Origin of the sequence: Pseudomonas sp. R2-60-08W (assembly GCF_003852335.1) — a bacterium.
Lineage (GTDB): Bacteria > Pseudomonadota > Gammaproteobacteria > Pseudomonadales > Pseudomonadaceae > Aquipseudomonas.
Genome location: NZ_CP027731.1, coordinates 4,391,463 through 4,412,941, shown reverse-complemented (window position 1 = coordinate 4,412,941; position 21,479 = coordinate 4,391,463). Strand labels below are relative to the sequence as shown.

19 protein-coding genes, 4 tRNA genes and 1 riboswitch are annotated in these 21,479 nt (G+C 58.2%); of the genes, 18 read left to right on the top strand and 5 right to left on the bottom strand.

The genetic code is table 11. The features are described 5' to 3' along the window. Positions 1–22 precede the first annotated feature (22 nt). The 7 genes from C4J90_RS20085 to astE all read left to right on the top strand — a co-directional run bounded on the left by C4J90_RS20085 (position 23) and on the right by astE (position 7,834). On the top strand, positions 23–1,243 hold the full coding sequence (locus tag C4J90_RS20085; protein WP_124364051.1) for an aspartate aminotransferase family protein: 1,221 nt from the start codon (positions 23–25) through the stop codon (positions 1,241–1,243). A 195-nt stretch (positions 1,244–1,438) separates the two neighbouring features. Further along, positions 1,439–2,458 (top strand): arginine/ornithine succinyltransferase subunit alpha, encoded by a 1,020-nt coding sequence (gene aruF, locus C4J90_RS20080; RefSeq protein WP_124364050.1) that lies wholly within the window; start codon positions 1,439–1,441, stop codon positions 2,456–2,458. A 60-nt stretch (positions 2,459–2,518) separates the two neighbouring features. Continuing rightward, positions 2,519–3,544 carry an arginine N-succinyltransferase gene (astA, locus tag C4J90_RS20075; protein WP_124420653.1) on the top strand — a complete coding sequence of 342 codons (1,026 nt, stop codon included), beginning with the start codon at positions 2,519–2,521 and terminating at the stop codon, positions 3,542–3,544. Further along, positions 3,541–5,010, top strand: a complete 1,470-nt coding sequence (gene astD / locus C4J90_RS20070; RefSeq protein WP_164488038.1) for a succinylglutamate-semialdehyde dehydrogenase — start codon at positions 3,541–3,543, stop codon at positions 5,008–5,010. The genes astA and astD overlap by 4 nt, the downstream gene beginning before the upstream one ends. Positions 5,011–5,160: 150 nt before the next feature. Continuing rightward, positions 5,161–6,507: an N-succinylarginine dihydrolase gene (gene astB / locus C4J90_RS20065; RefSeq protein ID WP_124364047.1), complete on the top strand. Its 1,347-nt coding sequence runs from the start codon at positions 5,161–5,163 to the stop codon at positions 6,505–6,507. A 26-nt stretch (positions 6,508–6,533) separates the two neighbouring features. Further along, on the top strand, positions 6,534–6,818 hold the full coding sequence (locus C4J90_RS20060; protein ID WP_124364046.1) for a topoisomerase II: 285 nt from the start codon (positions 6,534–6,536) through the stop codon (positions 6,816–6,818). Between the two features lie 11 nt (positions 6,819–6,829). Further along, positions 6,830–7,834: a succinylglutamate desuccinylase gene (astE, locus tag C4J90_RS20055; RefSeq protein ID WP_124415410.1), complete on the top strand. Its 1,005-nt coding sequence runs from the start codon at positions 6,830–6,832 to the stop codon at positions 7,832–7,834. A 132-nt stretch (positions 7,835–7,966) separates the two neighbouring features. On the opposite strand, the gene C4J90_RS20050 is transcribed toward astE, so the two are convergent. Beyond that, on the bottom strand, positions 7,967–8,476 hold the full coding sequence (locus C4J90_RS20050; RefSeq protein ID WP_057723717.1) for a 6,7-dimethyl-8-ribityllumazine synthase: 510 nt from the start codon (positions 8,474–8,476) through the stop codon (positions 7,967–7,969). A 114-nt stretch (positions 8,477–8,590) separates the two neighbouring features. Further along, positions 8,591–8,760, bottom strand: a riboswitch (FMN riboswitch). A 189-nt stretch (positions 8,761–8,949) separates the two neighbouring features. Between C4J90_RS20050 and ltaE the strand changes: the two genes are divergently transcribed. From ltaE to mgtE, 8 genes are all read left to right on the top strand, one after another. Further along, complete coding sequence (ltaE, locus tag C4J90_RS20045; protein WP_124415409.1) at positions 8,950–9,954, top strand: low-specificity L-threonine aldolase; 1,005 nt, start codon at positions 8,950–8,952, stop codon at positions 9,952–9,954. Between the two features lie 146 nt (positions 9,955–10,100). Further along, complete coding sequence (gene alaS / locus C4J90_RS20040) at positions 10,101–12,719, top strand: alanine--tRNA ligase (RefSeq protein WP_124364043.1); 2,619 nt, start codon at positions 10,101–10,103, stop codon at positions 12,717–12,719. A gap of 97 nt (positions 12,720–12,816) precedes the next feature. Then, complete coding sequence (locus tag C4J90_RS20035) at positions 12,817–14,058, top strand: aspartate kinase (protein ID WP_065950555.1); 1,242 nt, start codon at positions 12,817–12,819, stop codon at positions 14,056–14,058. 174 nt (positions 14,059–14,232) lie between these two features. Next, entirely contained in the window at positions 14,233–14,421 is a 189-nt protein-coding gene (csrA, locus tag C4J90_RS20030) for a carbon storage regulator CsrA (RefSeq protein ID WP_003175645.1), read from the top strand. 62 nt (positions 14,422–14,483) lie between these two features. Beyond that, positions 14,484–14,574: transfer RNA gene (locus C4J90_RS20025), tRNA-Ser, on the top strand. A gap of 108 nt (positions 14,575–14,682) precedes the next feature. Further along, positions 14,683–14,759: transfer RNA gene (locus tag C4J90_RS20020), tRNA-Arg, on the top strand. 73 nt (positions 14,760–14,832) lie between these two features. After that, a tRNA-Arg gene (locus C4J90_RS20015) sits at positions 14,833–14,909 on the top strand. Positions 14,910–15,259: 350 nt separating this feature from the next. Beyond that, the gene (gene mgtE / locus C4J90_RS20010) at positions 15,260–16,702 is read left to right on the top strand and encodes a magnesium transporter (RefSeq protein WP_065892684.1); all 1,443 of its coding nucleotides are present in this window, start codon (positions 15,260–15,262) and stop codon (positions 16,700–16,702) included. A gap of 100 nt (positions 16,703–16,802) precedes the next feature. Here the strand turns inward: mgtE and C4J90_RS20005 are convergent, their stop codons facing one another. The 3 genes from C4J90_RS20005 to C4J90_RS19995 form a co-directional block, all read right to left on the bottom strand. Further along, on the bottom strand, positions 16,803–17,129 hold the full coding sequence (locus C4J90_RS20005) for an Arc family DNA-binding protein (RefSeq protein WP_003193592.1): 327 nt from the start codon (positions 17,127–17,129) through the stop codon (positions 16,803–16,805). 384 nt (positions 17,130–17,513) lie between these two features. Next, positions 17,514–17,693: a PA3371 family protein gene (locus tag C4J90_RS27230; RefSeq protein WP_124420651.1), complete on the bottom strand. Its 180-nt coding sequence runs from the start codon at positions 17,691–17,693 to the stop codon at positions 17,514–17,516. 11 nt (positions 17,694–17,704) lie between these two features. Continuing rightward, positions 17,705–17,932 (bottom strand): hypothetical protein, encoded by a 228-nt coding sequence (locus C4J90_RS19995; RefSeq protein ID WP_124415407.1) that lies wholly within the window; start codon positions 17,930–17,932, stop codon positions 17,705–17,707. A 322-nt stretch (positions 17,933–18,254) separates the two neighbouring features. On the opposite strand from C4J90_RS19995, the gene C4J90_RS19990 reads away from it, so the two are divergent. Beyond that, positions 18,255–18,331 (top strand) — tRNA-Arg (locus C4J90_RS19990). Positions 18,332–18,487: 156 nt separating this feature from the next. After that, positions 18,488–19,177 carry a hypothetical protein gene (locus tag C4J90_RS19985; protein ID WP_124420650.1) on the top strand — a complete coding sequence of 230 codons (690 nt, stop codon included), beginning with the start codon at positions 18,488–18,490 and terminating at the stop codon, positions 19,175–19,177. A 9-nt stretch (positions 19,178–19,186) separates the two neighbouring features. On the opposite strand, the gene C4J90_RS19980 is transcribed toward C4J90_RS19985, so the two are convergent. Next, complete coding sequence (locus C4J90_RS19980; protein ID WP_124420649.1) at positions 19,187–19,804, bottom strand: recombinase family protein; 618 nt, start codon at positions 19,802–19,804, stop codon at positions 19,187–19,189. A gap of 217 nt (positions 19,805–20,021) precedes the next feature. Here C4J90_RS19980 and C4J90_RS19975 point away from each other — a divergent pair, with 217 nt between their 5' ends. Continuing rightward, positions 20,022–21,455 carry a hypothetical protein gene (locus C4J90_RS19975; protein WP_124420648.1) on the top strand — a complete coding sequence of 478 codons (1,434 nt, stop codon included), beginning with the start codon at positions 20,022–20,024 and terminating at the stop codon, positions 21,453–21,455. Positions 21,456–21,479: the final 24 nt, after the last annotated feature.

Here is a 21,479-nt window from a genome sequence, read left to right as displayed (position 1 = left end):
CGTTCCTCTTCAGGAGACTCCGATGTCCGTTGAGCAAGCCCCGGTGCAACGTGCCGATTTCGACCAGGTCATGGTGCCTAACTACGCACCTGCCGCGTTCATTCCCGTGCGTGGCGCAGGTTCCCGCGTGTGGGACCAGGCGGGTCGCGAGCTGATCGACTTTGCCGGCGGTATCGCGGTCAACGTATTGGGCCACGCCCACCCGGCGCTGGTCGGCGCACTGACCGAACAGGCCAACAAGCTGTGGCATGTCTCCAACGTGTTCACCAATGAGCCGGCGCTGCGCCTGGCGCACAAGCTGATCGACGCCACGTTTGCCGAGCGTGTGTTCTTCTGCAACTCCGGCGCCGAAGCCAACGAGGCCGCCTTCAAGCTGGCCCGTCGCGTGGCGTTCGACCGTTTCGGCAGCGAGAAGTACGAGATCATCGCCGCGCTGAACAGCTTCCACGGCCGTACCTTGTTCACCGTCAACGTCGGTGGTCAGTCCAAGTACTCCGATGGTTTCGGGCCTAAAATCACCGGCATCACCCACGTTCCTTATAACGACCTGGAGGCTTTGAAAGCCGCCGTGTCGGACAAGACCTGCGCCGTGGTGCTGGAGCCGATCCAGGGCGAAGGCGGCGTACTGCCGGCCGAGCTGGCTTATCTGCAAGGTGCTCGCGAATTGTGCGACGCCAATAACGCGCTGCTGGTGTTCGACGAAGTGCAAACCGGCATGGGCCGCAGCGGCCACCTGTTCGCCTACCAACACTACGGCGTGGTGCCAGACATCCTCACCAGCGCCAAGAGCCTGGGCGGCGGTTTTCCGATTGCCGCGATGCTCACCCGTGAAGACCTGGCCAAGCACCTGGTGGTCGGCACCCACGGCACCACCTACGGCGGCAACCCGCTGGCGTGCGCGGTGGCTGAAGCGGTGATCGACGTGATCAACACTCCCGAGGTGCTGGCCGGCGTGAATGCCAAGCACGACCTGTTCAAGGCGCGCCTGGAGCAGATCGGCGAGCAGTACGGCATCTTCACCCAAGTGCGTGGCATGGGCCTGCTGATCGGTTGCGTGTTGAGCGATGCGTTCAAGGGCAAGGCCAAGGACGTGTTCAACGCCGCCGAGAAAGAAAACCTGATGATCCTGCAAGCCGGCCCGGACGTGGTGCGTTTCGCGCCGAGCCTGGTGGTGGAAGAGGCGGACATCAACGAAGGTCTGGATCGCTTCGAACGTGCCGTAAAAACGCTGACCCAAGCCTGATAACTACACCCTCTGCCGGCTGGACCCGGGTCAAATGTGGGAGGGGGCTTGCCCCCGATTGCGGTGTATCAGCCAGGTTATCTGTAGCTGACCCACCCCCATCGGGGGCAAGCCCCCTCCCACATTGGGAACTATGGTGTGCCTGGCCTTGCGGTATTTTTTCCCTATGATTTTTTCGAGTTAAGGAGTGACACCATGCTGGTGATGCGCCCCGCGCAAATGGCTGATCTGGGCGAGGTACAGCGTCTGGCTGCGGACAGCCCGATTGGTGTCACCTCCTTGCCGGATGATGTGGAACGCCTGAGCGACAAGATCGCGGCCAGCGAAGCGTCCTTCGCGGCCGAGGTGAGTTTCAACGGTGAAGAAAGCTATTTCTTCGTGCTCGAAGACACCGAGACGGGCAAGCTCGCGGGCTGCTCAGCCATCGTCGCGTCGGCCGGCTACTCGGAGCCCTTCTACAGTTTCCGTAATGAAACCTTCGTGCACGCCTCCCGCGAGCTGAAGATCCACAACAAGATCCACGTGTTGTCCCAGTGTCACGACCTCACCGGTAACAGCCTGCTCACCAGTTTCTACGTGGTGCCTGAGCTGGTCGGTTCGCCGTGGTCGGAGCTCAACTCCCGTGGCCGCCTGTTGTTCGTCGCCAGCCACCCGGAGCGCTTTGCCGATTCAGTGGTGACCGAGATCGTCGGCTACAGCGACGAGAACGGTGATTCGCCGTTCTGGGACGCCATCGGTCGCAACTTCTTCGACCTCAATTACGCTGCCGCCGAGCGCCTGTGCGGGCTGAAAAGCCGTACGTTCCTCGCCGAGCTGATGCCGCATTACCCGATCTACGTGCCGCTGTTGCCGGACGAAGCCCAGGAAGCCATGGGCCAGGTGCACCCGCGTGCGCAGATCACCTTCGATATCCTCATGCGCGAGGGCTTCGAAACCGACCATTACATCGACATCTTCGACGGCGGCCCGACCCTGCACGCGCGGGTTTCGGGCATCCGCTCGATCGCCCAGAGCCGCGTGGTGCCGGTGAAGATCGGCGAGATGCTCAAGGGTGTCGGCCGCCAGTACCTGGTCAGCAACGCGCAGTTGCAGGATTACCGTGCGGTGATGCTGGAGCTGGACTACGCGCCCGGCAAACCGGTGACGCTGGACCTCGCCGCCGCCGAAGCCCTGGGCGTTGGCGAAGGCGCGAGCGTGCGTCTTGTTGCAGTTTGAGAGCCGGTATAAAACAGAGTTTCGCGGGTGGCTGCAAAGCGGCCCGTTCGAGGAGATAGCATGATCGTTCGTCCCGTACGCAGCAGCGATTTACCGGCCCTGATTGATCTGGCGCGCAGCACCGGCACCGGCCTCACCACCTTGCCGGCCAACGAAGAGCGCCTGACCCACCGCGTGGGCTGGGCCGAGAAAACCTTTCGCGGCGAAGCCGGGCGCGGCGATGCCGACTACCTGTTCGTGCTGGAGAACGACGAAGGCCGCGTGGTGGGCATCTCGGCCATCGCCGGCGCCGTCGGCCTGCGCGAGCCGTGGTACAACTTCCGGGTCGGCCTGACGGTCAGCGCCTCCCAGGAATTGAACATCTACCGCGAAATTCCGACGCTGTTCCTGGCCAACGACCTCACCGGCAACTCCGAGCTGTGTTCGTTGTTCCTGCAGGCCGATTACCGCAACGGCCTCAACGGCCGCATGCTGGCCAAGGCGCGCATGCTGTTCATTGCCGAATTCCCGCAACTGTTCGGCAACAAGATCATCGCCGAGATGCGCGGCGTGTCCAACGACGCGGGGCGCTCGCCGTTCTGGGAAAGCCTGGGCCGGCACTTCTTCAAAATGGAATTCAGCCAGGCCGACTACCTCACCGGTGTCGGCAACAAAGCGTTTATCGCTGAGCTGATGCCCAAGTTTCCGCTGTACAGCTGCTTTCTTTCCGAAGACGCGCGCAATGTGATCGGCAAGGTCCATCCGGATACCGAGCCGGCGCTGAGCATGCTCAAGAGCGAAGGCTTCAGCTACCAGGGCTATGTGGATATCTTCGATGCCGGCCCGGCGGTTGAGTGTGAAACCAGCAAGATTCGTGCGGTGCGCGACAGCCAGGCGCTGGTGCTGGCCATCGGCACGCCGGGGGACGACGCCACGCCGTTCCTGATCCATAACCGCAAACGCGAAGACTGCCGCATCACTGCTGCCCCGGCTCGCTTGGCGGCGGGCACGTTGGTGGTCGATCCGCTGACCGCCAAGCGTCTGCAGCTTGTGGTCGGTGATCAAGTGCGTGCCGTACCGTTGTCCGCAGCCCGGGAGGCGAAATAATGAATTCGTTGTATATCGCAGGTAGCTGGCTGGCCGGCCAGGGTGAACTGTTTGAATCGCGTAACCCGGTGACCCAGCAGGTGCTGTGGAGCGGCAACGGTGCGACGGCCGAGCAGGTCGAGTCCGCCGTGCAGGCCGCACGCCAGGCATTTCCAGGCTGGGCGCGGCGCTCGTTGGAAGAGCGCATCAGTGTGCTCGAAACCTTCGCCAGTACCCTGAAAAGCCGCGCCGATGAAATCGCCCGCTGCATCGGTGAGGAAACTGGTAAGCCGCTGTGGGAATCGGCCACCGAAGTCACCAGCATGGCCAACAAGATCGCGATCTCCGTGCAAAGTTATCGCGAGCGTACCGGCGAGAAGAGCGGCCCCCTGGGCGACGCCACCGCTGTGCTGCGTCACAAGCCCCACGGCGTGGTAGCGGTGTTCGGCCCTTACAACTTTCCTGGCCACTTGCCGAACGGGCATATCGTCCCGGCGCTGCTGGCGGGCAACACCGTACTGTTCAAGCCGAGCGAGCTCACGCCGAAAGTGGCCGAGTTGACCGTGCAGTGCTGGGTCGAAGCGGGTTTACCAGCGGGCGTGTTGAACCTGTTGCAAGGTGCGCGGGAAACCGGCATCGCGTTGGCGGCCAACACAGGCATCGACGGGTTGTTCTTCACCGGCTCCAGCCGCACCGGCAACCATCTGCACCAGCAGTTTTCCGGGCGTCCGGACAAGATCCTGGCCCTGGAGATGGGCGGCAACAACCCGCTGGTAGTGGACGAAGTGGCCGACATGGATGCGGCGGTGTACACCATCATCCAGTCGGCGTTTATCTCCGCCGGCCAACGCTGCACCTGCGCCCGTCGCTTGCTGGTGCCACAAGGCGCCTGGGGTGATGCGTTGCTGGCGCGTCTGGTGGCGGTCAGCGCGGCCATTGAAGTGGGCGCGTTCGACCAGCAACCGGCGCCGTTCATGGGCTCGGTAATTTCCCTGGCGGCCGCCAAAGCCTTGATGGACGCCCAAGAGCTGATGTTGGCCAATGGCGCCGTGGCACTGCTGGAAATGACCCAGCCGCGAGATCAGGCCGCCTTGTTGACCCCAGGCATCATCGACGTGACGGCGGTGGCCGAGCGCGAAGACGAAGAACTGTTCGGCCCGCTGTTGCAGGTGATTCGCTACGCAGATTTTGCTGCGGCAATCACTGAGGCCAATAACACCCAGTACGGCCTGGCCGCTGGTTTGCTCTCGGATTCCGAGGAGCGTTACCAGCAGTTCTGGCTGGAAAGCCGCGCCGGCATCGTCAACTGGAACAAACAGCTGACCGGCGCCGCCAGCACCGCACCGTTCGGCGGGGTAGGGGCTTCGGGCAACCACCGCGCCAGTGCGTATTACGCGGCGGATTATTGCGCGTACCCGGTGGCGTCGCTGGAAACCCCGAGCCTGGTGGTTCCAGCCACTCTGACCCCGGGCATAACACTGGTCTAAATGTGGGAGGGGGCTTGCCCCCGATAGCGGTGGACCAGTCACCTGATTTATCAACAGACAGACAGCTATCGGGAGCAAGCCCCCTCCCACACTGAATCTGTGATGTGTTGAAGATTGCTTATAAAAACAGATGTTCGTGGAGCCTCGCCGATGAAATCCTATGAAGTCAATTTTGACGGTCTAGTGGGGCCGACCCATAACTACGGTGGTTTGTCCTTCGGCAACGTTGCGTCCCAGAGCAACAGCCAGCAACACTCCAACCCCAAGGAAGCGGCGTTGCAGGGGCTGCAGAAAATGAAAGCGCTGATGGACATGGGCTTTGTGCAAGGCGTGCTTGCCCCCCAGGAACGTCCGGACGTGGCCGCCTTGCGCAGCCTCGGTTTCAGCGGCACCGACGCGCAGGTCATTCAGCAGGCGGCCAAGCAGGCCATGCCGTTGCTGGTGGCGAGCTGCTCGGCGTCGAGCATGTGGGTGGCCAACGCCGCCACGGTCAGCCCCAGCGCCGATACGGCGGACGGCCGCGTGCACTTCACCGCGGCCAACCTCAACTGCAAATACCACCGCAGCATCGAACACCCGACCACCAGCCGCGTGCTGGGGGCGATGTTTGCCGATCAGCAGCACTTCGCGCACCACGCCGCGTTACCGGCGGTGGCGCAGTTCGGTGATGAAGGTGCGGCGAACCACACGCGTTTCTGCCGTGACTATGGCGAGGCGGGCGTAGAGTTCTTTGTCTTCGGCCGCAGTGCGTTCGACGCTCGTTACCCGGCGCCGCAGAAATACCCGGCACGCCAGACGCTCGAGGCGTCCCAGGCGGTTGCGCGTTTGCACGGCCTGAAGGATGAAGGCGTGGTCTACGCCCAGCAGAACCCGGCAGTGATTGATGCCGGTGTGTTCCACAACGACGTGATCGCGGTAGGCAACGGCGAAGTGCTGTTCTACCACGAGGACGCGTTCCTCCATACCGAACAGATGCTCGCTGAGTTGCAGGGCAAACTGGGCAAGCTGGGCGGCAATTTCCAGTCGGTCTGCGTGCCGCGTGCCCAGGTCAGTGTGGAGGACGCGGTGCGCTCCTACCTGTTCAACAGCCAGTTGCTGACCCGTCCTGACGGCTCGATGCTGCTGATCGTGCCGGAAGAATGCCGCGCCAACGAGCGCGTCTGGCAGTACCTGCAACAGCTCACGGCCTCTGGCGGCTTGATCCGCGAAGTGAACGTATTCGACCTCAAGCAAAGCATGCAGAACGGCGGCGGCCCGGCATGCCTGCGTTTGCGTGTGGCGCTGAACGAAACCGAACTGGCGGCGGTGAATCCAGGCGTTATCATGACCGCGCCGCTGTACGACACCCTGACCCAGTGGGTCAACAAGCACTACCGCGACAGCCTGCGCGAAACCGACCTGGCTGACCCGCAACTGCTGCTTGAGTGCCGGACGGCACTGGATGAACTGACGCAAATCCTTAAACTGGGCTCGGTTTATCCTTTCCAGACCCATTAACGCCCTACGGCTGAGATATTTTATTTATGACCGACACCCTGAAGCTGATCCTTGAAGACACCGACGGCACCCAGCTGGAAACCTCCTGCACCCGCGTTGCCGTGGTCTGGCAGGGCAAGGAGATCTGGATCCAGCACGACGGCCGTGGCCAACTGCTGATCGGCGTGGATGTGGAGGAGGGTGACGCCGAGTACGCCAACCTGCTGATGCGGCCATTGGCGACCAACCTGATGAGCCTGCAACTGGAAATGGAACCGGCCGAGGTTGAAGGCGACGACGATCACGTCCATGGCCCTGGCTGCAACCACTAAGGAAGCTGCTTATGCTCGCCCTCGGCAAACTGCTTGAACTGACCCTCGCCGGTCGTGAACCGGCGCAAAAAATTCAACTGACTGTCGACGGCGTGCAGATGCGCTGGCTCAGTGAGGGCGCGCTTGAAGTGCGTCCTCCTGAAGCACGGGACAATGGCAGCGACCTGCTGTTGTCGTCCGGCATCCATGGCAACGAAACCGCGCCGATCGAGTTGCTCGACCGTCTGTTGCATGGCATCGCCCGTGGGGAAATCAAACCCCGCACCCGTATTCTGTTCCTGTTCGGCAACCCCGAGGCCATGCGTCGCGGCGAGCGTTACCTTGAACTGGACGTCAACCGGCTGTTCAACGGCCGGCATGAAAGCAACATCGGCCCCGAAGCCATGCGCGCCGCCGAACTGGAACAGCTGGCCCGCAGCTTTTTCAGCCAGCCTGGCCGTTCGCGCCTGCATTACGACCTGCACACCGCGATTCGTGGCTCGAAGATCGAGCAGTTTGCGTTGTACCCATGGAAGGAAGGGCGCCAGCATTCACGCCACGAACTGGCCCGCCTTTGCGCTGCCGGCATGCAGGCCGTGCTGCTCCAAAACAAAACCTCGATCACCTTCACTGCGTTTACCTACGAGCAACTGGACGCCGAAGCCTTCACCCTGGAATTGGGCAAGGCGCGGCCGTTCGGGCATAACGAGGGCGTGGATGTTTCCCGCCTGGAGCTGCGCCTCAAGCAGATCATCGAGGGCACCGAGCCTGCTACGGACAGCCTCGACGGTATGCAGCTGTTCGCCGTTGCGCGTGAAGTGATCAAGCACAGTGACGCCTTCCTGCTGCACCTGCCGGCGGATGTGGAAAACTTTTCGGAGTTGGAAAAAGGCTACCTGCTGGCCGAAGACGTAGCCAAGACCCGCTGGGTGATCGAGGAAGAGGGCGCACGCATCATCTTCCCCAACCCGAAGGTGAAGAATGGTTTGCGCGCGGGGATATTGATCGTGCCGACCACGGACGCCGACCTAGTGTAGTTTTCAAGGCCTGACCCTATGCAAATGTGGGAGGGGGCTTGCTCCCGATAGCGGTGTATCAGTTACAGATGAGCTGACTGACACACTGTAATCGGGAGCAAGCCCCCTCCCACATTGGTTTTTCAGGGTGGCTTACACCGCTACAGCGCGTGGCTCGCTGCGGCGGATCGCACGGACCTTGTGCAGCGTGTCGGCACACGTACGCGCAGCTTCCTGGCCCTTGTGCACGAAGTGCTCGTAGAAGAACGTGGTGTGTTCGCTGCCGCCGTGGAAGTGGTGTGGGGTCAGCGATACCGAAAATACTGGCACTTCGGTTTCGAGCTGCACCTGCATCAGGCCGCTGACCACCGATTGGGCGACGAATTCGTGACGGTAGATGCCGCCATCCACCACCAGCGCGGCGGCGACGATACCGGCGTAACGTCCGGTCTTGGCCAGCAGCTTGGCGTGCAGGGGCATTTCAAAGGCGCCGCCGACTTCGAAGAAGTCGATATCCGATTCCTGGTAGCCCTGGGCGATCATTTCGGCGAGGAAACCTTTGCGCGACTGATCGACAATATCCTTGTGCCAGCAGGCCTGGATAAATGCGACGCGCTCGCCGTGGTGGTTTTTGCTTTTGCTGTCGATTGCGGTGGGTTGCATGTTCTGACTCCTGTTTAAGAAAAAAACAGGGCGTTATGAATCGAATGGGATTTAAGGGTACGCACCGCTGTTTTCATGCAGGCATGAATTCAACGTGCGGCCCTTAGGTGCCAATCCCGTTCTCTCTTCATCCGGACTATGACCGTCGGCCCCGGGATCACACCGGGTCTGCTGACCTTGTCGCCGTCCTGCCTGAGCAGTTCGAGGCGCCAAGCGCTCGCGGGCTATGCACATTGCGCGCAATTACCGCCGGTGGGGAATTGCACCCCGCCCTGAGAACGTTGCCGCCAGAACCCTGGCGGCGGAGAGTTTTTAACATGCTTTTTCAAAAACTGCACGGTTGCCGTATCGATAAGCTATATCGGTTTGTTTGGTGGGTATGCGATTGAATGCGGTGGGACTTGATATTGCGTGGCTTTGCCCGCAGTAATCACTCACAAAAGGACTTATCCATTCCGTTAGAGGCCCCCTTCATGACCGTGATCGACCTGCGCAGCGACACCGTGACCCAACCTACCCCCGGTATGCTCGATGCGATGGCCAGCGCCGTCAGCGGTGATGACGTCTACGGCGAAGACCCCAGCGTCAACCGACTGGAGGCTGAGTTGGCCAGGCGCCTGGGCTTTCCGGCCGCTTTGTTCGTGCCTACTGGCACCATGAGTAACCTGCTGGCGTTGATGGCTCACTGTGAGCGCGGTGAGGAATACATCGTCGGGCAACAAGCCCACACCTACAAATACGAAGGGGGCGGGGCGGCCGTGCTGGGTTCGATCCAGCCGCAGCCGCTGGAGGTGCAGCCAGACGGGTCCCTGGACCTCGACCAGGTGCTGGCGGCGATCAAACCCGATGATTTCCACTTCGCCCGCACGCGCTTGCTGGCGCTGGAAAACACCATGCAAGGCAAGGTGCTGCCATTGGCATACCTGACAAAGGCGCGGGCGTTTACCCGTGAACATGGCCTGGCGTTGCATCTGGATGGCGCGCGGCTCTACAACGCAGCGGTCAAGCTGGGCGTGGACGCGCGTGAAATTGCCGGGCATTTCGACTCGGTGTCGGTGTGCCTGTCCAAGGGGCTCGGCGCGCCGGTCGGCTCGGTACTGTGCGGTTCCACGGCATTGATCGCCAAGGCGCGGCGTCTGCGCAAGATGGTCGGCGGCGGCATGCGCCAGGCCGGCTCACTGGCGGCGGCAGGCCTGTATGCCCTGGATCATCAGGTGCAGCGCCTGGCTGAAGATCACGCTAACGCGCAATGGCTGGGGGATGAGTTACAAAAGGCCGGTTACAGCGTGGAGCCGGTACAAACCAACATGGTCTATGTGCAGATCGGTGACCGGGCCCAGGCGTTAAAGGCGTTTGCCGCCGAGCGCGGGATCAAGTTGAGCGCCGCTCCGCGCCTGCGCATGGTGACGCACCTGGACGTCAGCCGGGCGCAGATTGAGCAAGTCGTGCAGACATTCGTCGCATTTTCGCAGAAATGACAGTGCAGGCCGTCTAATTGACTGCTTCTATCACATAAACACGCTGTACCACCGGCAAAGGGCCGATATAATGCGGCCCTTTGCCGTCGCTTCGTCTGATGATGTTGCGCACTGGCCTTTGGCCGCAGCCTCCGTGGAAGAACCTAATGAAAAGCGCAGAAATCCGTGAAGCCTTCCTTCGCTTCTTCGAAGAGCAAGGCCACACCCGTGTAGCCTCAAGCTCCTTGATCCCAGGCAATGACCCCACCCTGCTGTTCACTAACGCGGGGATGAACCAGTTCAAGGACTGTTTCCTGGGCCAGGAAAAACGCGCCTACACCCGCGCCACCAGCAGTCAGAAGTGCGTACGCGCCGGCGGCAAGAACAGTGACCTGGAAAACGTGGGTTACACCGCGCGCCACCATACCTTCTTCGAAATGCTGGGTAACTTCAGCTTCGGCGATTATTTCAAGAAAGACGCGATCACCTTCGCCTGGACCTTCCTGACCGGCGTGCTGAAGCTGCCCAAGGAAAAGCTCTGGGTAACCGTCTATGCCACGGATGACGAAGCGTATGACATCTGGACCCAGCAAATCGGCGTGCCCGCCGAGCGCATGATCCGCATCGGCGACAACAAAGGTGCGCCGTATGCCTCCGATAACTTCTGGACCATGGGCGACACCGGCCCTTGCGGCCCCTGCACCGAGATTTTCTACGATCACGGTGCCGACATCTGGGGTGGCCCACCGGGTTCGCCGGATGAAGACGGCGACCGCTACATCGAAATCTGGAACAACGTGTTCATGCAGTTCAACCGCACCGCTGATGGCGTGTTGCATCCGTTGCCGGCACCGTCGGTGGACACCGGCATGGGGCTGGAACGGATCAGTGCGGTCATGCAGCACGTTCATTCCAACTATGAAATCGACCTGTTCACCAACCTGTTGAGTGCATCGGCTGCGGCCATTGGCTGCGCCAATGAAGGCCAGTCTTCGCTCAAGGTCGTATCGGACCACATCCGCTCCTGCGGTTTCCTGATTGCCGATGGGGTGCTGCCGTCCAACGAAGGCCGTGGCTATGTGCTGCGCCGCATTATCCGTCGCGCCTGCCGTCACGGTAACAAACTGGGCGCTACCGGCAGCTTCTTCTACAAGATCGTGGCTGCGCTGGTAGCCGAGATGGGCGATGCCTTCCCGGAATTGAAGCAGCAACAAGCCAACATCGAGCGGGTGCTCAAGGCTGAGGAAGAGCAGTTCTCCAAGACCCTGGAGCACGGCCTGAAAATTCTCGAGCAGGACCTGGCTGAACTCAAAGGCACCGTGGTGCCGGGCGATGTGGTGTTCAAGCTCTACGACACCTATGGTTTCCCGATGGACCTGACCGCCGACATCGCCCGTGAGCGTGAGCTGACCGTCGATGAGGCCGGTTTCGAGCGTGAGATGGAAGCCCAGCGTGTGCGTGCGCGTTCCGCCAGCTCGTTTGGCCTGGACTACAACACCCTGGTCAAGGTTGATGTGCCTACCGAGTTCATCGGCTACAAGGCTACCGCCGGCGCGGCCAAAATCGTTGCCATTTATAAAGACGGCAAGTCAGTCGATGTGCTGAACGAGGGCGATGAAGCGGTGGTGGTCCTGGACCAGACGCCGTTCTACGCGGAGTCGGGCGGGCAAATCGGTGACTGTGGTTTCCTCAGTTCGACGTCCGGTCGTTTCGACGTGCGCGACACCACCAAGACCGGTGGCGCGTTCCTGCACCATGGTGTGTTGGTGCTGGGCAACCTGGTCGTCGGCGCGCCAGTCGAGACTCAGGTCGATGCCGATGTACGGCATGCGACCGCGTTGAACCACTCGGCCACTCACTTGCTGCACGCTGCATTGCGTCAGGTGCTGGGCGAGCATGTGCAGCAGAAGGGCTCGTTGGTCGACAGCCAGCGCCTGCGTTTCGACTTCAGCCACTTCGAAGCGATCAAGCCTGATCAGATCAAGGCGCTGGAAGATATCGTCAACGCCGAAATCCGTAAGAACACCCCGGTTGAAACCGAGGAAACGGATATCGAAACCGCCAGGAACAAGGGCGCCATGGCGCTGTTTGGCGAGAAGTATGGCGATGAAGTACGCGTACTGAGCATGGGCGGCAGTTTCTCGGTGGAGCTGTGTGGCGGTATCCACGCCAACCGCACCGGTGACATCGGCCTGTTGAAAATCATCAGCGAAGGCGGTGTGGCCTCCGGTGTGCGTCGTATCGAGGCAGTCACCGGTGCCGCGGCGCTGGCGTACCTCAATGCAGCCGAAGAACAACTCAAGGAAGCGGCCGGCCTGGTCAAGGGTAGCCGCGACAATCTGATCGACAAGCTGTCCGCCGTGCTTGAGCGCAACCGTGCGCTGGAGAAACAGCTGGAGCAGTTGCAAGCCAAGGCGGCCAGTGCTGCGGGCGACGATCTGTCGGCCTCGGCGGTTGACGTCAAGGACGTAAAAGTCCTGGCGGCGCGCCTGGACGGTCAGGACGGCAAGGCGTTACTGGCCTTGGTCGATCAGTTGAAGAACAAGCTCGGCCGCGCAGTGATCCTGCTCGGCAGTGTCCATGAGGATAAGGTCGTGCTGGTTGCCGGTGTAACCAAGGACCTGACTGGCCAACTCAAAGCCGGTGATTTGATGAAGCAAGCCGCTGCGGCAGTGGGCGGCAAGGGCGGTGGTCGTCCGGACATGGCGCAAGGCGGTGGTGTAGATGCCGGCGCCCTGGACGCGGCGCTGGCCTTGACCGTGCCGTTTGTCGAGGCAGGTATTTAAGGCGCTGTTAATGAGCCCATAGTCTAGTCGTGGGCTCGCTCGGTTGCTGGAAGATTCGTTTATTGGGCGCCCCTTTACGGGCTGAGGCGGCTTAGAAATGGCTTTGATCGTACAGAAATTCGGAGGCACCTCGGTCGGTTCTGTCGAAAGAATCGAGCAGGTGGCCGACAAGGTTAAGAAGTTCCGTGATGCTGGCGACGACCTGGTGGTGGTGTTGTCGGCCATGAGCGGCGAGACCAATCGCCTGATCGACCTGGCCAAGGCCATCAGCGGTGATCAACAACCGCTCCCGCGTGAGCTGGATGTGATTGTGTCCACCGGTGAGCAGGTAACCATTGCGCTGCTGGCCATGGCTCTGAACAAGCGTGGTGTGCCAGCGGTGTCCTACACTGGCAGTCAGGTGCGCATTCTTACCGACAGCGCACATACCAAGGCGCGCATCCTGCAGATCGATGATCAGAAGATTCGTGCTGATCTGAAAGCTGGGCGCGTGGTTGTGGTAGCGGGTTTCCAGGGTGTTGACGAGCAGGGCAATATCACCACGCTTGGGCGTGGCGGTTCGGACACCACGGGCGTGGCGCTGGCAGCGGCTCTCAAGGCTGACGAATGCCAGATCTATACTGATGTGGATGGCGTCTACACCACCGACCCGCGCGTCGTGTCCGTGGCCCAGCGCCTGGACAAGATCACCTTCGAAGAGATGCTGGAAATGGCCAGCCTCGGTTCCAAGGTGCTGCAGATCCGTGCGGTGGAGTTCGCCGGCAAGTACAACGTTCCGCTGCGCGTATTGCACAGCTTCAAAGAGGGTCCGGGCACCCTCATTACTATTGATGAAGAGGAATCCATGGAACAGCCGATCATTTCCGGCATCGCTTTCAACCGCGATGAAGCCAAGCTGACGATCCGTGGCGTGCCAGACACTCCGGGTGTGGCCTTCAAGATCCTCGGTCCTATCAGCGGCGCGAATATCGAAGTCGACATGATCGTGCAGAACGTTTCGCACGATAACACCACCGATTTCACGTTCACCGTGCACCGCAACGAGTACGATGCGGCCGAGCGTATCCTGCAGAACACTGCACGCGAGATCGGCGCCCGTGAAGTGATCGGCGATACCAAAATTGCCAAGGTGTCGATCGTGGGTGTGGGCATGCGCTCCCATGCCGGTGTTGCCAGCCGCATGTTCGAGGCGCTGGCCAAGGAAAGCATCAACATCCAGATGATCTCCACGTCGGAAATCAAAGTCTCGGTAGTGATTGAAGAAAAGTACCTGGAACTGGCCGTGCGCGCGCTGCATACCGCTTTTGAGCTGGACGCTCCGGCCCGACAGGGCGAGTGATGCGATGCCAGGAAGGCGCGGCTTACCGCGCCTTTCATTTTTTTGTAGGGCGCATGTTCTTTTGCGTGGGCTCGACAATACTTAGGCGGTAGGGCTACGGCCTTTTGGTTGTAGGTCGAATGCCTTTTTTTTGCAGACTGTTGTTCCTGAAATGAATTGCGTGAGGTGAAAGGTATGTTGATTCTGACTCGTCGTTGCGCAGAAAGCCTGATTATCGGTGATGGCGAAATCACCGTGACCGTGCTCGGCGTCAAAGGCAATCAAGTGCGTATCGGGGTTAACGCTCCGAAAGAGGTAGCGGTCCATCGCGAGGAAATCTACCTGCGGATCAAGAAAGAGAAGGACGAAGAACCAAGCCTTTAATTTTTATCGTTTTTTATGTTTGCAAACGGGGAGGAACGTGGTTAATATACGCCCCGTGTTGCGGAGAGCTGGCCGAGTGGCCGAAGGCGCTCCCCTGCTAAGGGAGTACACCTCAAAAGGGTGTCGGGGGTTCGAATCCCCCGTTCTCCGCCATTATTTGCTTAGTACGTTGCAATCTGGTTTTTTCGGTAAGTTGTTGAAATTGATCGAAAAAATAGCTTTACATAGAGATTGAACGGCCTATAATGCGCGGCAACAAATGCACTCGTAGCTCAGCTGGATAGAGTACTCGGCTACGAACCGAGCGGTCACAGGTTCGAATCCTGTCGAGTGCACCATTTAAGAGTCAGTTGCAGCGATGCAAATGGCTTGGTTTCAACCAGTTGTGATCTGGTCTAAAAAACACACTCTGCACTCGTAGCTCAGCTGGATAGAGTACTCGGCTACGAACCGAGCGGTCACAGGTTCGAATCCTGTCGAGTGCACCATACAAACAAAAAGCCCGCCTAGTGCGGGCTTTTTGCCGTCTGGGGTTTGTGTAGGTTTTATCCTGGCGTACGTCTTTTTCTGTTTCCCTTGTGTTTTCCCTTCCCGCTGCGTCGTCGCAGTTCATAGATGTAGCCAACACTCAGCTTTGGCTTGCAAGCGCTTGTTCTTTCCAGTTTTTTTTGACGTTAAAAGCGGCCGAGCGGTGTATCATGCGCCGGTCAGCCCCGCCGGGGCTTGTGGAATGCCTCCATGGACTTACCCAGTAGTTACTCAGTATCCCGCTTTACCAATCATGAATTGACTGATTGATTCTTCCGGCGCGCTCCGCTGCTGGGAGTGGAGTTCGCCTATGACCGAAGTAGAAGTAAAGAAAACACAAGAAAGCCTGCAGGATCGCCTGGCTCAAGTTATCGAGCTGCTGCAGCGCCAGCGCGTGGTCGAAGACCTCACGCACCGCCAGGAAGGACCGCACCACGACCGCGTCGAAAACCTGGTTCACCGGCAAAATCTCGTCGAGCTGCAACGCAAACTCGATGACCTGCACTCCGCCGACGTTGCTTATATTCTCGAAGCCTTGCCGCTGGATGATCGCCTGACGCTCTGGCAGTTGGTCAAGGCTGATCGCGACGGCGACATTCTCCTCGAAGTATCCGATTCGGTCCGTGAAACCCTGATCGCCGACATGGACGATCATGAGCTCCTGGCTGCGGCCAAGGAGATGGATGCGGACGAGCTGGCCGACCTGGCGCCTGAATTGCCGCGCGATGTTGTTCATGAGCTGATGGAGGCGTTGGACACCCAGCAGCGTGAGCGTGTGCGTTCCGCACTGTCTTATGATGAAGACCAAGTCGGCGCGTTGATGGACTTCGAGATGGTCACCATCCGCGAAGACGTCAGCCTGGAAGTGGTACTGCGCTACCTACGTCGTCTCAAAGAGCTGCCGGGGCATACCGACAAGCTGTTTGTGGTCGACTACGAAGGCATTCTCAAGGGCGTATTGCCCATCAAGCGCCTGCTGGTAAATGATCCGGAGAAGAGAGTTGCTGACCTGATGGCCAGCGATACCGTGAGCTTTCACCCGGATGAAGATGCCTACGACGCAGCCCAGGCTTTTGAGCGTTACGACTTGATCTCTGCCCCGGTGGTGGACAAGAACGGCAAGCTGATTGGCCGTCTGACGATTGATGAAATCGTTGACCTTATTCGCGAAGAGAGTGAAACCGAAGTCCTCAACATGGCGGGTTTGCGTGAAGAGGAAGATATTTTCGCGTCAGTCTGGCGTTCGCTGCACAACCGTTGGGCTTGGCTGGCCGTTAACCTGATTACTGCATTTATCGCGTCCCGCGTGATCGGGCTGTTTGAAGGCTCCATCGAAAAGTTGGTGGCCCTGGCGGCGTTGATGCCGATTGTGGCCGGCATCGGCGGTAACTCCGGTAATCAGACCATCACCATGATCGTACGCGCCATGGCGCTGGATCAGGTCAGTACCGCCAACTCTTCGCGCCTGCTGCGCAAGGAGCTGGCTGTGGGCCTCATCAACGGCCTGGTGTGGGGAGGCGTAATCGGCGTGGTGGCTTACTTGCTGTATGGCAGTTGGTCGCTGGGTGTGGTGATGACCGCTGCCATGACCCTCAATTTGCTTTTGGCTGCCTTGATGGGGGTTTTGATCCCTATGACCCTGGCGCGTCTGGGGCGCGATCCTGCCATGGGGGCCAGCGTGATGATCACGGCCATGACTGACAGTGGTGGCTTTTTCATCTTCCTGGGCTTGGCTACGATCTTCCTGCTCTGACCTTACCTGCGGGGGCAAATCTGCCCTCGCATTGCTTTCTTGCTCAAATCCCACGCAAAAAAAAGCCAGCACATGGCTGGCTTCGGCTTTCAGCTGTAAATCAATTGGCTTCTGCGGCCGCCTCTACGTCGTGCGCGATCAGCGAGACGAGAGCATTTTGCTGGCGGTGGGAAAGCTGACGAAAACGCTGCAGCAGTTCGCGTTCGTGCAGTGACAGCTCTGGGCTGTCCAGGCGCATGCTCAACTCTTCACCCAAGGCACCTTCCTGAATAAGGCTCTGTTCCAGGCGAGCGATGATTTCGGAGTTCATGCTGCGATGATGATTGCGAGCCACCTCGGCAATGCGTTCCCGCATTCCGTCTGGCAGACGTACGACGAACTTGTCAGCCGTACGGCTGGAATAAATTGCCTGTTTCAATGGGCGCATATATTTAACCGGTTAGTTCAGGGGAGCGGTTTTTGGAATTGGCCGCAAGATGAGTGTTAAGACAAGGCTCACGACCAAAGTTCAACCCGAATTGCAAAGAGGCCGCATCATGCCTCAGATTTGACATTTCCTTGGCGTCAATTCTGTGACAAATATTGAACCGCCTAAAGGCTTTATGCCAGCACTGATTTGCATTTTTGCGGACTGGTTGGAAAAGTTTTCGCGTTGGATCGGGTATTCCTGATCTTCACGCAAGCCTTATCCGAAATCGGGTTGAAGAGCGCACGCCTTAAGCAACATGGCCTTTTGCCCTCATCTGTAAGGGTAGTGGCAGTTTTTGCTGATTTGCTAGCGCAAAGCGACATAAGGTCGGCTGGAGGGGGGTTAACGCAGTATGGGGTCGAATTTTATCCGCCGCCCGAGGGCGAGCGTCAGGACCAAGAGGCATCCAAAAACAGCACTGGCGATGAACGTCAGGGTGCGAGTGTCTTGCATAGCATTACAAAAGCCCAGTAGGGCGGTCGCGAGCGTCAGGCACAGAAAAAGCCACGCAGGTTTGGACATGAGTAGCGCTCTCAGAAAACCCAGTGCTCGGATGTTGGGGTGGCTTGGGTGCCTTGGGTTAAACGAATAGGGGATTGAGGGTCGGCTGTCATCACCGCCAGCTGTGGTCTTTGCTGCAGGTGGTGCGGTACGGCCTGGGTGATTTGAGCTGGGTCTTGCAATTTGGCTGGGAAGAAATGAAAAGTTACCAGCGCAGCCAGTGCCATTGTGTTGAGGGCGAGTAGTAGGGCGCTGTTCATGGTCTTCTTCTCCGTATGCCTTGGCCAAATGGGGTTGTGGGAGAAGTGTTGCAGGTCGCGTGCCAACTGATTTATTCAATATAATCAATGAGTTATATTGTTTTATGGGGTGTCGTGTAGTGCAATTTGCAATGATGGCACTTTGGGAGAGTGCATTTTGCACGACAGCATAGGTCGCCCGGATTGTATTGGGCTGCACTACCGCATGCTTGCAAGCGTTGGCTTACGATCAAAAAGCCAAGGGATGACATGACAAAAACTACCTTGCCCGTTAACATGCACGCCGTCCGTCGTTGAGCCTTTGGCTTGTTGATTGCGATTTGTCCCAGTAGCTCAATTGGATAGAGCATCCCCCTCCTAAGGGGAAGGTTGGCCGTTCGAACCGGCCCTGGGACACCACATTCTATGCGGCTTTCAGCCTTATCCCTCTCGCAACGCTACAACCCGTGACAGCAGGGTGACAGCAAGCGACCTCGTACAGCCTTGCGAAAAAACCTCCGGAACGCCGATAACTGCTAAATTCGAACCTCATGGATTGAATCTCGGTGGTGAAACATGACGTTGTTAATTGGCGTTAATTTGGGCGCTTTTGCTCTGATTGCTTCTGACAAGAGGGAAATCGCCTGCGTCGACGGCGAGATCGTCTACTCGTCAGACGATGCCGACAAGATCGTATCGACCAAAGCTGGAATCATCGCTGCCTGCGGAGCTGTGGACCTATTGTCGCCAGTGAAGTCCCGGCTAGCTGGAATGGACGTTTCAAACAGCGATGAGATTCTTGAGGTCATCACCTCGGAGCGGCAGCGGTTTAAAACCGCAGAGGCGGGTACCCCTTGGGCCAGTTATGCGCTGTCAACCACATCGTGGTTACTCTGCTACGGCACGGTGGATGAAAATGACGAGCCGATCGTAAGGCTTGCCCTATATCACCCCTATCTCAACGAATCACTTTTCTCGATTATTGAGCAGACTTTTCCGATCTATCCTGGAGGAACGTCCGAATCTCAGGCAATTGAGTGGAGCGAAGCAATTCGGGCCCGAATGGCCTCTCTTGATCATTCCGCCGGGACTAAAAGCGTCCTTGATCAAGCGATCTCTCATTTTGGCTGGCTAGTCGACCAAGTCGCACAGGTAAGCCCTAGTGTTTCGCGGGTTTTCGACGTTGGGATCATGACCTTCAATGGAGTGCGAGCAATTGCAAGAGAAGTCGAGCCAGGAGGGACCTACACCTTCCAGGACCTATAAGGTTCAGCGTCAAGCTGTGGCTAGTCCTCTAATCCTCAGCACCGTGGTGGTGGAGCAATTGGCGTGCCTGGCCGTCGCGCGAATGCCCAGGCCGGCACCGAGCAACTCGGTCACGCGCTTGTGCAGATCGGCGTCCACCGGGCGCCCCTGGTACTTGCCGGCGGCCTTGGCCTTCTCGATGCCCTGGGCCTGGCGGTCGCGGCGCTGCTCGTAATCCTTGCGCGCGATCGCGGCCATCATTTCCACCAGCATTGAGTTGATAGCCCCCAGCATCCGCCCGGTGAACTCGTCGCCCTTGGTGTCCTGCATTCCCTGGTGGCTGGTCGGGAGGTCGAGCGCGACGATGCGCAGGCCCTTGGAATCGATCGCAGCCTTGAGCTTTTGCCAGTCTTCCACCGGCAGGCGGGAGAGACGGTCTATCGACTCCACCAGCAACACGTCACCCTTGCGCGCATCCTTCAGCAGGCGCAGCAGCTCCGGTCGGTCGGCGGTGGCGCCGCTGGCGTTCTCCAAGTACACGCTGGCGATGACCTTGTTATGGTCGCTGGCGAACTGCTCGAGCGAGGCGCGGGCGCGGCCGGCGTCTTGCTCTTCGGTGGAGGCTCGGAGGTATGCGCGGATGAACATGATGGGTGCCTGTATCAGTTAGGGCGTTCTACTAATACTGTTGCACTTTGGGTGTTACTTATCAAGCGAAAAGCGAGGATATACGCAAATATGCGCGTATCAGCTCAGGCATACGCAAAAACGATGCTCGGCACCTGGGCCACAATTCGGGATACTACGTATGCCCTGCCCCGACTCTGAGGGGGTGGCTATCACCTGGGGTACTAAGGGAGGAATTATGAATCGCAGCTTAACAGGATTGTTTCTTGGGGCCGGTGCTTCCTATGACGTCAGTATGCCTCTCGTTTGGGAACTCACATCTGAACTAAAGGAGTGGTTAACCGCTGAAAAGTTGAAACTTTTAAATGCAGGTTGGAGACAGCAGGGTGAAGGGCATTCGGATGAGGTCATAGAGGATTTACTATCTGTATTGGCAAGGGAAGATCTGCACTACGAAAGCGTGCTAGGTTATTTGGATGTGCAAGCCAGAAGACGGTCATCTAAGGCTTCAGAGTATCACAGTCTATATACTTGGCTCGTCGAGATTATTTATTACAAGCTTTACTTTAGGCACATACATGGTGCTGAGTTTATTGTTGGTCACTTGGAGTGGTATAAAGGGGTTGTCCACCTGTACGAAGAAAACGAGCCTCTCTGGGTTTTTTCTCTAAATCACGACTCTGTCATTGAAATGGTCGCACAAAAATACGCCATTCCATTGTTTTCTGGTCTTTGTGCTAGCGATATTAAGCTGCCTCGTAGGGATATGGAGGGGAATATCGTTGGTTATATAGCCGTGGAAACTATTGATCAAAAGACACTCGATCATGGCGCGATGAACTTTCCAAATCCTGCAAAAAAAGGAATATATTTACTGAAGCTTCATGGGGCTCTTGACGTTTTCACGTTTAATGATGGCCATGATTTAATGAAGCTGTTGCCTGATGGAGAGACACCAGAGGCCGTAGTTTCAGTTTTAAGGGCTGCGAATGAAGAGCTTGTGTACCTAGCGCCCGGAATGCCTGGTGGGAAAGTGAAGGCTTTGAATGAAATTGCTTATGCTGATTCGGATGGGGAAATGCAGTTCCTACGTCGAAGCTTGCTTTCCGGCGCTCGAAAGTTTCATGAGCACTCTACACAAGTTTTACCTAAGTCAATGCTCAAGCATTTTAAAGCAAACATTAATTTTATTAGTAAGTTGGTGTGCGTAGGATACGGATTCGGTGATCATCATGTTAATGAGGTGCTGAAGGAGTGGTTGGAATTTTCATCGGATCGTTCTATAGAGATTGTAAACCCTAGCCTAAGAGATGTTCCGTCTTTTTTACTTCATCTTGCACCTCAAGTGAGCATTGTTAATTCCGGTGCTACGGAATATTTTGACTCTGTGGCAGGGATTGAAAGAACGGAGGCTGAGCTGCTCTCAAAACAGATTTCGGCCGCTACTCGTAGAGCGGGGCATCAACGAAGCGCTCTAATTCTTGAGGAGTTTCGTCAAGAGGAAGAACGCAGAGCCGAGGATGCCATTCTTCGCACGATTGAGTTATACAAAAATATGGAGGCTTGTGACGAGGATCAAGTTAATGAACTGGTTAGGAAACTAAAAGCTGAGATCGCTTGTTCAGAGATAGATTACTCTAAGCGACTTCTTGCGCGCTTTAAGGAGACGTGAGAAGTAAGCGCTCACTCGCTATGG

Bases quoted from the DNA above. Each gene is read 5' to 3' on its own strand.
- C4J90_RS20085 (WP_124364051.1), top strand. From the start codon at position 23: ATGTCCGTTGAGCAAGCCCCGGTGCAACGTGCCGATTTCGACCAGGTC.
- aruF (WP_124364050.1), top strand. From the start codon at position 1,439: ATGCTGGTGATGCGCCCCGCGCAAATGGCTGATCTGGGCGAGGTACAG.
- astA (WP_124420653.1), top strand. From the start codon at position 2,519: ATGATCGTTCGTCCCGTACGCAGCAGCGATTTACCGGCCCTGATTGAT.
- astB (WP_124364047.1), top strand. From the start codon at position 5,161: ATGAAATCCTATGAAGTCAATTTTGACGGTCTAGTGGGGCCGACCCAT.
- C4J90_RS20060 (WP_124364046.1), top strand. From the start codon at position 6,534: ATGACCGACACCCTGAAGCTGATCCTTGAAGACACCGACGGCACCCAG.
- astE (WP_124415410.1), top strand. From the start codon at position 6,830: ATGCTCGCCCTCGGCAAACTGCTTGAACTGACCCTCGCCGGTCGTGAA.
- C4J90_RS20050 (WP_057723717.1), bottom strand. From the start codon at position 8,476: ATGCAACCCACCGCAATCGACAGCAAAAGCAAAAACCACCACGGCGAG.
- ltaE (WP_124415409.1), top strand. From the start codon at position 8,950: ATGACCGTGATCGACCTGCGCAGCGACACCGTGACCCAACCTACCCCC.
- alaS (WP_124364043.1), top strand. From the start codon at position 10,101: ATGAAAAGCGCAGAAATCCGTGAAGCCTTCCTTCGCTTCTTCGAAGAG.
- C4J90_RS20035 (WP_065950555.1), top strand. From the start codon at position 12,817: ATGGCTTTGATCGTACAGAAATTCGGAGGCACCTCGGTCGGTTCTGTC.
- csrA (WP_003175645.1), top strand. From the start codon at position 14,233: ATGTTGATTCTGACTCGTCGTTGCGCAGAAAGCCTGATTATCGGTGAT.
- mgtE (WP_065892684.1), top strand. From the start codon at position 15,260: ATGACCGAAGTAGAAGTAAAGAAAACACAAGAAAGCCTGCAGGATCGC.
- C4J90_RS20005 (WP_003193592.1), bottom strand. From the start codon at position 17,129: ATGCGCCCATTGAAACAGGCAATTTATTCCAGCCGTACGGCTGACAAG.
- C4J90_RS27230 (WP_124420651.1), bottom strand. From the start codon at position 17,693: ATGTCCAAACCTGCGTGGCTTTTTCTGTGCCTGACGCTCGCGACCGCC.
- C4J90_RS19995 (WP_124415407.1), bottom strand. From the start codon at position 17,932: ATGAACAGCGCCCTACTACTCGCCCTCAACACAATGGCACTGGCTGCG.
- C4J90_RS19985 (WP_124420650.1), top strand. From the start codon at position 18,488: ATGACGTTGTTAATTGGCGTTAATTTGGGCGCTTTTGCTCTGATTGCT.
- C4J90_RS19980 (WP_124420649.1), bottom strand. From the start codon at position 19,804: ATGTTCATCCGCGCATACCTCCGAGCCTCCACCGAAGAGCAAGACGCC.
- C4J90_RS19975 (WP_124420648.1), top strand. From the start codon at position 20,022: ATGAATCGCAGCTTAACAGGATTGTTTCTTGGGGCCGGTGCTTCCTAT.